The sequence below is a fragment of the Daejeonella sp. genome, from assembly GCF_017495225.1.
Lineage (GTDB): Bacteria > Bacteroidota > Bacteroidia > Sphingobacteriales > Sphingobacteriaceae > Daejeonella.
The window spans coordinates 11,307-24,598 of record NZ_JAFEIG010000033.1; the positions used below are offsets into that span (position 1 = coordinate 11,307).

Annotated in this window: 7 protein-coding genes; 5 read left to right on the plus strand and 2 right to left on the minus strand. The window is 34.3% G+C overall.

All coding sequences use genetic code 11. From position 1 onward, the window contains the following. Window positions 1-19 precede the first annotated feature (19 nt). Both QZ136_RS11730 and QZ136_RS11735 read right to left on the minus strand, forming a co-directional pair. Window positions 20-3,055, minus strand: a complete 3,036-nt coding sequence (locus QZ136_RS11730; RefSeq protein WP_291403746.1) for a TonB-dependent receptor — start codon at window positions 3,053-3,055, stop codon at window positions 20-22. Window positions 3,056-3,427: 372 nt separating this feature from the next. Further along, window positions 3,428-4,489 carry a LacI family DNA-binding transcriptional regulator gene (locus QZ136_RS11735; protein WP_291403747.1) on the minus strand — a complete coding sequence of 354 codons (1,062 nt, stop codon included), beginning with the start codon at window positions 4,487-4,489 and terminating at the stop codon, window positions 3,428-3,430. Between the two features lie 156 nt (window positions 4,490-4,645). Between QZ136_RS11735 and QZ136_RS11740 the strand changes: the two genes are divergently transcribed. The 5 genes from QZ136_RS11740 (at window position 4,646) to QZ136_RS11760 (ending at window position 13,282) form a co-directional block, all read left to right on the plus strand. Continuing rightward, window positions 4,646-5,992 (plus strand): Gfo/Idh/MocA family oxidoreductase, encoded by a 1,347-nt coding sequence (locus tag QZ136_RS11740; RefSeq protein ID WP_291403749.1) that lies wholly within the window; start codon window positions 4,646-4,648, stop codon window positions 5,990-5,992. Window positions 5,993-6,443: 451 nt separating this feature from the next. Then, window positions 6,444-9,443: a SusC/RagA family TonB-linked outer membrane protein gene (locus QZ136_RS11745; protein ID WP_291403751.1), complete on the plus strand. Its 3,000-nt coding sequence runs from the start codon at window positions 6,444-6,446 to the stop codon at window positions 9,441-9,443. Between the two features lie 55 nt (window positions 9,444-9,498). Beyond that, entirely contained in the window at window positions 9,499-10,986 is a 1,488-nt protein-coding gene (locus QZ136_RS11750; protein WP_291403753.1) for a RagB/SusD family nutrient uptake outer membrane protein, read from the plus strand. A gap of 55 nt (window positions 10,987-11,041) precedes the next feature. Continuing rightward, window positions 11,042-11,584, plus strand: coding sequence for a discoidin domain-containing protein (locus QZ136_RS11755; RefSeq protein ID WP_291403755.1), 543 nt, complete (start codon window positions 11,042-11,044; stop codon window positions 11,582-11,584). Window positions 11,585-11,686: 102 nt separating this feature from the next. Beyond that, window positions 11,687-13,282 carry a discoidin domain-containing protein gene (locus tag QZ136_RS11760; RefSeq protein WP_291403756.1) on the plus strand — a complete coding sequence of 532 codons (1,596 nt, stop codon included), beginning with the start codon at window positions 11,687-11,689 and terminating at the stop codon, window positions 13,280-13,282. Window positions 13,283-13,292: the final 10 nt, after the last annotated feature.

Consider the following 13,292-nt stretch of genomic DNA (forward strand, 5'->3'; position numbering starts at 1 on the left):
GATTAATTAAATTAAATGATTAAAAGTTCAGGTTTAAACCTAGGCTATATAAGCTAGTTTGTGGATAGTAAATACCTCTACCTGATTCTGCTTCCGGATCTAAATTCCACTCATTTAACTTTGAGAAAGTTAATAAATTGGTTCCCGATACAAATACTCTAGCATTACTTACTCCTACTTTTTTGGTAATATTTTTTGGTAAATTATAAAGTAGTTGTACGTTTTTTAATCTTAAGTATGAACCATCAATAATTTGTCTATCGCTAGTTCTAACGTTACGATCATCATTCTTTCTTGGTAGTGGGAATTTGGCATTAGTTCTTTCAGGTGTCCAGAAATTATCTGTTACAATTTTATGAGTAAAGCCTTCAAAAATACCAAGTTCTGAAAGAGCTCCAGAAAGTCTAGTATCAACTTCAGCAGCACCTTGTAATAGTATATTTAATGAGAAAGCACCGTAATTAAACTCACTGGTCATACCGAAAGTATATTTTGGAAATGGATTTCCAATCACAGTCCAATCATCCGAATTGATTTTACCATCTTTATTTAAATCGATATATTTTACATCACCAGGTTTGGTATTTGGTAAAATTGTAGGGTTAGCAGCAATATCTGCAGCATCTTTAAAGTACCCATCTGTTTTATAACCCCAATGCGCATTAAATGGTAGTCCTACTTTTACAATATTTCTTGGATCAAGATCAGAACCACTAATAAACGGACCAGCACCTTTAAGGTCTAATACTTCATTATTATTAATTGCTAAGTTAGCATTAAATGAATATTGCAATTTATTATTGTTATTTCTATAACCCAATGTAAACTCCCAACCTTTGTTTTCCATAATTCCAGCATTTTGTGTAGAGCTAGAGAATCCGGTAACAACTGGAAGAGGTAAGGCCAATAAGATACCTTCTGTTCTTTTCTTATAATAATCTACTGAGAACGAGAGTTTATTATTGAACATAGATGCGTCAATACCGAAATCCGACTGGATATTTGTTTCCCAAGTGATGTTAGGATCGGCAAGTGATGTTTGTGAGAAAGTTTGAGCAGCAGTTCCTCCAAAGGTATAAGAACCTTGAGAAAGTGATGCAAAATAGCTATACAAAGGAACTGTTTGATTTCCTGAATGACCCCAAGAACCACGGAACTTTAAATCGTCTACTGGAAGATTTAAACCTTCAAAGAACTTCTCTCTTGAAATTCTCCAAGCTGCAGAGAATGAAGGGAAAAAGCTATATTGATTATCGCCTGTGAATCTAGAAGAACCATCATAGCGTCCATTTGCTTCTAATAGATATTTGCTATCAAATGCATAATTTAATCTTAAGAATCCAGAACGGAGACCGTATTGATAATTTGAGCCGCTATTGTTTTTGGTTGCATCATTAGCTCCTTGACCAATAGACTGTATTTCATTATTGTAAAAACGCTCTCTGTATGCACTTATGCCATTACCTTTGTTATATAATTCAGAATAGCCTAATAATCCCTTAAATTCATGCAATTTTATTTTCTTGCTATAATTTAAAAGATAGTTTGTTGTGATTTCAGTCGATTTACTTCTCGATTCTGTAAGTGAATTATTTGCAACAGCATATGTTCTATTATTGATTAGATCCACATTTAAAACATTGTTTTGAAATGAGGTAGTTCCTGCTTCATCAATTACTGCAGCAGCTTGAGCACTAAATACTAAGTCTGGAAGAATTGTATAATCAAGTTTTCCGGAAGTGTATAAATAGTTGGTTGTGATTTTGTTAAATCCAGATTGCTCTGCTAATAATAGAGGGTTAAAACCTTGCGGACTTAAACCATAGGTTCCGTCTGCGTACTTTGGTGCAGCAAATAATGTTCCATGGAAAAATCTATTGAAGATATCTGAAGCAAATGGCCTGTTAGAGATATTATTACGTAAGTTAATATCTGTGCTAAACTTTAATTTAGAAGTAAGTGAAAGATCGTTACTCATTCTAATTTCACGAATTTTGGCGCTATGGTTCGGAGCAATACCGTCTTGATCCATATAGCGTAAACTTACTCTAGTTTTCGAAAAATCATTACCACCGCTAAAGGAGAAGTTATGACTTTGCTGAGGAGCTGCTTTTAAAACCGTTTGAAACCAGGTATTTGGTAGAGGATAACGATCTCTATCAGTTGAATTAATCCAGGTGCTAATACTTGCATCAGTATAACGTGCTGCGATAGGAATACCTGAATTTACATGTGCTAACTGTTGATAGCGCATAAATGGCTCTAAATCCATATTTTCTGGATTGTTAGTTGATTCTTGAATGGCGTAGAAACCATTGTATGCAATTTGTGTTTTACCTGACTGACCTCTCTTAGTGGTAACTAAAATAACACCATTCGCAGCTCTAGATCCATAAATTGCAGTAGAAGATGCATCTTTTAAAACAGAAATTGTTTCTACATCTTCAGGGTTAATATTAAATAGAGTTTGTTCAACTCCATCGATAATAATCAAAGGAGAACTATTTGCAGAACTATTTCCAGAGAAAGTGGTGATTCCCCTTACTCTTAAGGTTGCTGAACTTCTACCAGGCTCACCACCTCTATCTAATACCGTAAGTCCCGGTGCTTGGCCCTGAAGCGCTTGCTGTAAATTAGAAACGGGTCTGCGAACTAAGTCTGCACCCTTAATTTGAGAAACGGCACTCGTTAAACTCAATTTACTTTGTGTACCATAACCTACAACAATCACATCATCTAAGGTGTTTGATACTTCAAAAAGAAGGACACTTAATTCGGCTGAACTATTTTCTACAGTAATTGTTTCTGTTTCATAGCCTAAGAAACTGATCAATAATTGATCACCAACTTTTGCATTGATGTTAAATTGGCCACCATTATTGGTTTGTGTAGCATTTTTTGTGCCTTTAATCGTAACGGTTGCCCCGTCGATTTTTTGGCTTGTTGTGCCCGATTTTACCGTTCCTCGAATGGTAGTTTGAGCAAACAAATGAGTACTGAAGATCCCAATTGATAACATCAAAGTAAGGACCAGCTTTTTTGTTTTGTTAATCATTTTAAAATTTGGTTTTTGGTTTTTTAAAATCTTCTTTTAAAATCTTCAATTCATTGGATAGATTTTCATTCTGGAGATGCTTTTTATCCTATAAAATAAAATTTTTTGTTTTTTATCGATATAAAATTAATAATATCATAACAATATTATTAATAATATTCGACAATAATTACTTAAAATGATAATTTTAATCGCTTGAGTATGAAAAATGAAAGTTAATTTTTAATCAATAAAGCATTGAACATCAATTTCAAATTAATTTATTTGGTTCTTATCGTTTTAATCAGAATAACTGAGGAATTATTCTTTTTTTGATTAAAACAATCCGTAGGAGTATTGTTTTAATCATATATATGTTTAAAATGATTGCTTTTATTTTAGATTTTCGATTAAGTTAGATTCAATTATAACTTTATAAAAGGCTTCATTTTCCGGTTTATCTTCATCCTTTTGTTTAAGGATATCTAGCAGAATTTCGGTTGCCTTTTGGCCTTGTTTATAGGGGTATTGTTCAACAGAGGCAGCGGGAACGTGATGCATATATTGGATGAGTGGCAAGTTTGAGTAACTTACAAATACGATTTCATTTGCTGATTTCACATTATTATGGCGTAAATAATTAATGGCATATAAAGCTACATAGTCGTTAAATGTTACAACGGCAGTTACTTTCCTCCTGTTTTTTAGAAGCTTATCCATTGCCAATTCAACCTCTTTTTTAGTTAAATCGCAATTAATTACTAAAGATGGATCGAATTTGAGTCGATTTTTGAGAAGAGCGTTGATATAGCCATCTCTACGTTCGGTACTTGCATACAAGTTTATTGGGCCGTTAATTAAACCGATGGCACGATGTCCCTTTTTAATTAAGTAGTTTAATGCCTGAATGGTTCCAGTTTCCATATTGCAGGCAACAAAATGAATATTTTTTAAACAAGGAATTCGATCAAAAAACACTATTGGAATATTGTATTTTTTTAATTGCTCAAAATGTTCATAAGAGCTTGTATTTTTTGCCACCGATATTAGGAGTCCGTCAACACGGTGGTTTTTCATTTTTTCGACTAGTTGTTTTTCTCTTTCCTCATCATCATGAGATTGAGCTAAAAGAACAGTATAATTTTGTTCGTAGGCAATATCTTCAATAGCATTAACGGCAGTTGAGAAAAAGTCTTCAGCTAGCTCTGGAAGAATTACTCCTATGGTTTTTGTTTTACCTTGTTGGAGGAAAATGGCCGTTTGATTTGGTTCATAGTTCAATTCGGCCGCCAAACTTTTAACTTTTTGTTTGGTTGCGATACCAATACTTCTATGATCATGCAATGCTCGCGACACCGTAGAAATAGATAATTTTAGCAAACGTGCTATTTCTTTGATGGTTGGCGGTTTGGATTGCATATCTTGAGGTAAAACACTAAAATACTTAAATTTCAAGGCTTAAACAAAATAATAGACTTTGATTAATAAAATCAAACGTTTGTGTACATTTTAAATAAACAAATTAGCAGCTGTGGTAAAATATATAATTACTTTCATTTAAAATTAAAATAGGCGTTAAATTCGAATATTAAATACATAATAAATAAGTTCATGAATAGAAAAGATTTTATTAAAACAGGGGCTATCGCTGCTGCGGGATTTACAATATTGCCTTCAGGCACTTTATTTGCTAAATCTGGAGCTAAGGTTAGGTTAGGATTTATTGGAGTTGGAGCTCGAGGTATGAGTCATATTTCAGAAGCAATTTTAAGAGACGATACAGAAATTGTTGCAATTTGTGATATTCAGGAGCGTTCTTTAAATATTTGTAGAACCGAAATTGCCAAATCGGGTAGACCGGCTGCAAAAGAATATACTGGCGGACTTGATGCTTACAAGCGCCTTTTGGAACATAAGGATATTGATGCAGTAATTATTGCCACACCTTGGCAATATCATCATAGTCAAGCGGTAAATTCAATGCTTGCTGGTAAACATGTTGGTTGTGAAGTAATTGCAGGTTTGAGTGTCAAAGAACATTGGGATGTTGTTAACACTTCTGAGAAAACCGGTATGCATTATAGCACGCTCGAAAATGTATGTTATAGAAGAGATGTGATGGCTGTTTTAAATATGGTTCGTCAGAATGTGTTTGGTGAGATGCTTCATGCTGAAGGAGGATATCAACATGACCTTAGAAATGTGCTTTTTAATAATGGAAAGCAAATTTATGGTGGTGGTGTAGAGTTTGGGCCCAATGCTTTGAGTGAAGCGCAATGGCGTACACAATTTAATATTGATCAGGATGGCGATTTATACCCTACTCATGGCGCGGGACCGGTGATGCAGTATTTTGATATCAATCGTGGTAATCGTTTCACAAATCTAGTTTCTTTCAGCTCGAAGGCTAGAGGATTAGCAGCTTATGTAGAAAAGGAATCTCCAGGACATCCCAATGCAAAAATTAACTATAAAAATGGGGACGTTACTCAAACCATGATGAATTGTGCTAATGGTGAAACAGTTATGCTTACGCACGATACTCATTTACCAAGACCTTATTCATTAGGTTTTAGAGTCCAAGGAACCAAAGGTTTATGGATGGATGTAAATAAATCCATTCATGTTGAAGGAGTAAGCAAGCCACATGCTTGGGATGAGGCTAAAATTTGGTTAGATAAATACGATCACCCACTTTGGAAAAAATACGAAAAAGAAGCATTAGGTGCTGGTCATGGTGGTATGGATTGGTTTGTATTCAATGGATTTATTGAGGCAATCAAACAAAAGAAAACGCCACCAATTGATGTTTATGATTCAGTTACCATGAGTGTTATCTTACCACTTTCAACAAAATCGTTGGAAGAAGGAAATAAACCGCAGGAATTCCCTGATTTTACAAGAGGTAAATGGAAGTCGCGTAAAAATGTGTTTGCATTAGATGATAGCGGACTTTAGACTATAATAAAATTTGAAATATCTAGGCCCTTGAATTATTCAGGGGCCTTTTTTTATTAATTTAAATAAAATTGCAAACGTTTGCGTAAAACAATTTATTACTAAGTCCTGAATTCAGGTTCATTCTAATTTAACCGCACTTTATTTAAATTAAAATATTTTTATTCCCAAGTTACAAATCATAATATTTTAAAAAAATGGAGTTTCAAAAAATATACGGCTGAAAATTCAAATCGTTTTAAAGTTCTTTGAAGGTCATTTATTTTTTAGACAATATTTGTATGTAGAAAATATGATTATTTCATATTATTTTATTGCTTTAAACTCTAATCAAACGTTTGTGTAATAATTGTGTAAAAAAAATTCTTTGTCTCGTTTTAACTAAAGTAGATTCATGTAATTGATTTCTCAATAGGGTATTGGTTATCTTAATTCACTAAACAGACAAATTATGATGAAGATTTACACAAAAAATGTCTTTAAAAGTACTTTTCAAAGTAAAATTCTTTCTTCGGTAAGAATGCTTGGAGTATTTAAACTGATTCTGCTACTATCATTGCTATTTTTGAATAGCGCTGATGTGTTCGCACAAGCTAGCCGCCAGATTACTGGTACGGTTAGAGACGAATCAAAAGAAAGCCTTATTGGGGTTTCGATTAAAATCAAAAATACCAATATAGGAACCACTACAGATCTTGATGGTAAATTCAAGATTATGGCATCCTCAACGGATGTACTTCAAATTACCTATATCGGTTATGAGACAATTGAGAGGGTGGTTGGTAATGCTAATCAGATTGACATCACCATGAAATCTAGTTCCACAGGATTAGGTGAGGTAGTTGTGGTAGGTTATTCATCTAAAAAACTAGAACAGATTTCCAGTTCGGTTTCTGTAGTAAGTGGTGAAAAATTAAGGGATGTTACATCGAACGAAGTTTCTAGCTTACTACAAGGTAAAGCTGCAGGGGTATTAGTATCAACAGGTTCTGGTTCACCAACTTCTGGTTCAAGTATTGTTATTAGAGGTGCTGGTAGTATCAATGCTAGTACTAGTCCATTAGTTGTAGTTGACGGAAATATTGGTGGTACTTATAATCCCACTGATATTGAGAATATCACTATTTTGAAGGATGCTGCTGCAACTGGATTGTATGGTTCAAGAGCAGCTAACGGTGTAATTATTATTACTACAAAAACTGGAAAAGCCGGAGTAACTAAAATGGATTTCAACAGTAGTGTTGGTTTAAGTAATCCTAATACAGGTAAGTTTAAACTTATGAATACTGCCGAACTTTATGATTATCAATCTAAGTTTTATTCTGGTTTAACTCCTGAGCGTAAAAACAATGATACTGACTGGTGGGATTTAGCTTTCCGTCAAGGAATGGTGAATAGTCATCAGCTTTCTGCTTCTGGTGGTAGTGAAAAAACACAGTTTTACGTGTCTGGTAACTTTTATAAAGAAGAAGGTACTCAAATTGTAGATAGTAAAACCGGTTATAACTTCCGTTCTAACTTAACCCAAAAGTTAAGTGATAAAGTGAAGTTAGGAGTTTTATTGAATGGTATTTTTAACAAGGACACTTATAATCCGACAGGTACTTTGTACAATGCATATGTAAATCTTCCTTTTGATGCGGCTTATAACGCAGATGGAAGTCCGATAGATCCCCGTTTTGGTACTTGGTATGGTAGAGATAGAGATAACTTTTTGCATACACTTCAATATAATACATCTGGTGCAAGAAGCTTTAACGTAAACTTGGATATTAACCTTGATTATAATATCACTAAAAATTTAACTTTCTCAACCAACAACAGAGGAAGATTAAATAATTTTAGATCAGATAGTTTTAATGATAAAAGATCAAAAAGTGGAGCTACTAATAATGGAACTGCTAGTGCTTCAACCTCTTACTCGAATTCATTTTTAACGTCAAATCGTTTACGTTATTCAAACACTTTTGGTAATCATAGTGTTGGAGTATTGGGCGTTGCTGAAGTTGAAGAGGGTTATAATGATAATTTTTCTGCTAATGTAAAAAATCTTCCTGCTGGAAGAGATGCATTTAGTACTGCAACTGATATTGTTACCAATCCTTCAGGTGGTAGAGATGGTTATCAATTTAGTAAATACTTGGGTCAGGTAGATTATGGATTTAGAGAAAAATACTTTGCCGTAGCATCTTATGTTAATGAATATTCTTCAAGATTCGGTACAAATAACCCAAGAGGAAATTTCTATCAGTTAGGTGCATCTTGGATTGTGAGTAAGGAAAGCTTCATGGAAAATGTAAAGCCTATTACTTTCTTGAAAGTTCGTGGTAGTTATGGTACAACGGGTAATGCGGAAGGTATTGGATATTATGCTGCATTAGGATTATATTCCATTTCTTCGAGTGCTAGTTATGCTGGTTTACCAGGGGCAGCTCCAAGCCAAAAGGCTAACCCTGATTTAACTTGGGAAAAGTCTAAATCTGCCAACATAGGTTTTGAGGTTGGATTCTTTAATCGAATCGATTTAAACGTTGATTTATATCAAAAAGAAGCAGCTTCTTTATTGTTCTTCAGACCACTTCCTGCAACTTCTGGTTATAGTGGTGTTTTTGAGAATGTGGGAAATGTTCGTAACCGTGGACTTGAATTGAGTTTAAACAGCAGAAATTTAGTAAAAACCTTAAAGTGGGAAACTAATTTCAATATTGCCTTTAACCGCAATAAAGTTTTGGAAGTTAATGCTGGACGTACTGAGGTAAGTACAGGAGCTAGACAACCAATTGCGGTTGGTCGCGATATGGATGAGTGGTTTATGCCAGTTTGGTCTGGGGTAGATCCAGCAACTGGAGCTCCATTATGGGAAAACAGAGTTAAAGATTCGGGTGGTAAAGAATACTTAACTTATACTAGTAATTATAATTCAGCTACTAGACAATATGTTGGACAATCATCTGCTCCTAAATTTGCTGGAGGTATAAGCAATAATTTCGAGTACAAAAATTTCAGCTTAAATACCTTCTTTAACTTTGTTTATGGAAACAAGGTGTATAATGATAGTCGTTTTTTCTTTGATAGCGATGGATTATACGAAAGTTATAACCAAATGAATTTGGCGGAGGGTTGGAATCGTTGGGAAAAACCAGGTGATCTAGCCACACATCCAAAACCTATTCATGGTAGAGCAGATAATTCAAACGCAACCTCAACCAGATTTTTAGAGGATGGTAGTTATATCCGTTTAAGAAACGTAACTTTAGGTTACGATTTGCCTAAGCAAATTTTGGGCAGAGCTAAAATTTCAAGAGCGAGATTATTTGTGAGTGGAGATAACCTTTGGACTGCCACTAGATTCTCAGGAACAGATCCTGAAGTAGTTTTAGGTGATGGTGTTTCTTCCATTAAATATCCAATTAGTAAGAAAGTTGTGTTCGGTTTCAACATGAGCTTTTAATTTAAATAGATGAATAAATACAAAATTTATCAATCAAACAATTAATTATAATCTGATGAAAATAAAACATGTAACAACAGCTCTTATGGCAGGAATGTTAGTCCTGGCCAATGTAGCTTGTGAGAAATCATTTGAACCATCAACGGCAATTGATGAGAGTTCTGCGCTTACGAGTGCAGCAGATATTGAAACTGCAACTATAGGTACATATGCTCTATTTAAAGATGCTGCTTATGTTAGAAGCGGTTATTTTTTCACCGAGTATCCTTCTGATGCAATTGCCCAAGGGCAAAACTCATCGGATGATTTAAGTAATATTTATAAATATACACCGATCAAAACATCCAGTCACGCAGCTAGTTTTTGGGCTAGTGCATACCGTTCTGTTGGTGCTGCAAACCGTGTTATTGAGGCAATTCCAGATGCAGCAGCAGCTGATGCTAAACAATTGAAAGGTGAGAACCTTTACATTAGAGCCATGCTTCATTTTAATTTGGTTCGAATTTTTGGTAGACCTTACCCTCAAAGCCCTGAAGTTAATTTAGGTGTGCCTATTTTAAAGGATGGTTTAACTGATGCTGAGAAATTAGTATTACCAAGAAGTACTGTTAAGCAGGTTTATGATTTCGTGATTGCTGATTTATTAAAGGCAGCTGATTTCATGACTCAGAATAAGAGTAATTCTTTTGCATCAAAGCAAGTTGCTGAAGCTCTTTTAGCTCGTGTTTATCTGTACTCAGGCGATAATGCTAATGCAATAGTATATGCAAATAAGGTTATTAATTCTGGTCGCTATAGTTTATTAACTACTTCAGAATTACCGAATTATTTCAGAAGTAGTCCTGATGCTAATAAGGAAACCATTTTCTGTATCAGACACATTAAAACTGAGGATAGAGGCTATAGCGCTATTGGTTCTATGTATTTCAGTGGCGATGCAAGTGGTAATCCATTAAATCAGGCAGCTAGTGGTTGGGGTGAATTATACGCTTCAAAGAAAATTTTCGATACCTACATGCAAAATCCACAGGATGTAAGATTGAAATTTTTAAGTCCGTTAATGGAAAATGGTGTTGTTAAAGTAAATAATAAGATTACGCCAAATGTACCGATGTATTATATCAATAAATATAATCTTCAGGAAGGTATTGTAAACTTGAGTTCTCCAGTATATCTAAGATTAGCAGAGATGTTCTTAATTAGAGCGGAAGCAAATGCTAAGATTCCAGGAAATGATCAGGCAGCACTTGATGACGTAAATCGTATTCGTACAAGAGCTGGTATTCCATCACTTACGCTTACCGGACTTGCAAATGCGGGTAAAACAGTACTCGATGCGGTTCTTGATGAGCGTGCTTTAGAATTAGCATTTGAGGGCCATCGTGCTTACGATTTGTTCCGTAACAACAGACCTATTGTTAGAAATTATCCTGGAACTGGAACTTCAACAAATCAAACTGTTGATCCTGGAGATAGTAAAGTAGTGGCATTTATTCCGCAAACTGAAATCGACAAAAACCCTAAACTAGTTCAAAATCCTTAATATTTATCACGGTCTGTATTGAAAATTTTAATACAGACCTTTAAATAAAGAAAAAATGAAAAAAATAACTTACATGATACTAGCCTTTGCTTTGTTAGCAATTTCGGCTTGTGATAAGAATGATGCAGTACTTTTTAAAGATGAATCAACTGCAATTACTGCTGATAAAAAAGCATGGACAATTACCGCATCTAGCTTTTCTACACAGGAGGGCACAAATGGTTCGCCTCAAAAATTATTGGATGGGGATAGATTGACTTATTGGCATACTGATTATTCGGTTGTAACTCCTTATCCGCATTGGGTATTAATTGACATGAAAACGGCTGTTAAAATGATATCGGTTGGTATCACTAATCGTTATGCAGCAACACCCAATGCTGCAGGTATGAAGAAATTTAAACTTGAAGCTAGTACTGATGGCACAACTTTTACCTCTTTTGGTGAGTTTAATTTTGCTATTTCAAATGATCTTCAAAATTTCCCAGTATCATCGGAAGTAGCATATCGTTATTTAAAACTTACTGCATTAGAAACTCAAAGAGTAGGCACGAATCATACATTTTTGTCTGAAATTGATGTTTTTGCTGTTAAATAATAATTCTATCCCAAAAATTACAACGACCCAGCAAATGATTATTTGCTGGGTTTTTTTAATGTTTTAAAGAACATTTATTTGAATTAATTGAGGATATATTGCATGAGAAGAATTTTTCTATTTGTTATTGTTATTTTCTTGCTAACCGCTTGTAAAAAAGATCTTAAACAGCCTGAGCAAAAGCTACCTGAACCAGTTAAGCCAATTTCTTTCTCTAGCAATCAATCACGCAATCTAAATATCGTTTATTTTGCTCCCGCAGATTTAAGTCCCTATACCGATTACGAACGAAGACTCTCCGAGATAATGTTGGCAGGACAAAAGTATTTTGCCGATCAAATGAGTTTAAATGGTTTTGGATCTAAAACTTTTGGTTTATTAAAGGATGAAGCCAATACTCGTGTTAAAATTGTAACAATTAGAGGGAAGCTAAGCCGAGATAATTATAAGAAGGAAACTTACAATACTGTTCTTCAAGAAATCAATGATTATTTTGCTGCAAATCCATCCGAAAAGACAAGTGATCATACTTTGATTATTTTACCTGCTTTATACCTTAACTCTAATTCAACACTTCCAATAGATGGGGTTAATCCTTTTTTTGGTGTTGGAAAAAGTTGTTTTGCTTTAGATTTTCCAAACTTTGATTATAAGCACTTTGGAACTGATAATTTTGAATTTACTAAGTGGTATGGTGGACTATTCCATGAGCTTGGACATGGTTTGAATCTTCCACATAATCGCGCAAAGCAAAGTGAGGTTTCAAGTAAAGGAACAGCTTTAATGGGTGCTGGAAACTATACTTTAGGTAAATCTCCCACATTTTTAACTGCCGCTGATTGCGCTGTTCTTTCCGTAAATCAGATATTTAATTCGGATAGTAAAACTTATTACAGCTCTGTGGATGCTGGTATTACGTCCATTGATGCAAGCTATAATTCAGCGAGTGCATCAATTAATGTGAGTGGTAAATTTAATTCAATCGCACCTGTAAATCACATACTCTATTTTAATGATCCTGAAACTGTTTCAGATATTAATGCAGGCGGAAATAATGATTATAATGCAATTACTTGGACTTCCATACCAATAGGCAATAATGAGTTTAAAATAGATTTTCCATTGTCTGATTTTATTGATAAAGCTGATGGTATAAATTATGAGCTAAGGGTAAAATTGGTGCATGACAATGGACGGGTAACAGAAACTAGTTATAATTATAAATTTGTAACGGGTATTCCTGTGCTTGATTTTAGTACTAAGCAAGAACTTAGTAAGTTGGCTTGGAAAATTAATTCATTTAGTTCTGAAGAATTATCTGGAGAGGGTAGTATAAATGGTAGAGCAAATACATTAATTGATGCTAATGCAGCAACCTATTGGCATTCTAAATGGTCTAGTGCTGCTAGCTCCTATCCGCATCAATTTGTTATTGATATGGGCAAAATGGAATCTGCTAAAGGCTTTACATTAACTCAACGTAGCGGACTCTCAAGAGCTATTAAAGACTTTGAATTATTAGTTAGTAGTGATGGAATAAACTTTAATTCGGTAAAGACTTATTTGGCAGCTAAATCTAATGGTAATCAATATTTTACTTTCGAAACTGTGCTAACAATGCGGTACTTTAAAGTAATTTCTAAATCCGCATGGGATAATCAACAATTTGCGGCAATTGCTGAAGTTGGTATGTTTTAATTTTTTAAAT

Bases quoted from the DNA above. Each gene is read 5' to 3' on its own strand.
- QZ136_RS11730 (WP_291403746.1), bottom strand. From the start codon at position 3,055: ATGATTAACAAAACAAAAAAGCTGGTCCTTACTTTGATGTTATCAATT.
- QZ136_RS11740 (WP_291403749.1), top strand. From the start codon at position 4,646: ATGAATAGAAAAGATTTTATTAAAACAGGGGCTATCGCTGCTGCGGGA.
- QZ136_RS11745 (WP_291403751.1), top strand. From the start codon at position 6,444: ATGATGAAGATTTACACAAAAAATGTCTTTAAAAGTACTTTTCAAAGT.
- QZ136_RS11750 (WP_291403753.1), top strand. From the start codon at position 9,499: ATGAAAATAAAACATGTAACAACAGCTCTTATGGCAGGAATGTTAGTC.
- QZ136_RS11755 (WP_291403755.1), top strand. From the start codon at position 11,042: ATGAAAAAAATAACTTACATGATACTAGCCTTTGCTTTGTTAGCAATT.
- QZ136_RS11760 (WP_291403756.1), top strand. From the start codon at position 11,687: ATGAGAAGAATTTTTCTATTTGTTATTGTTATTTTCTTGCTAACCGCT.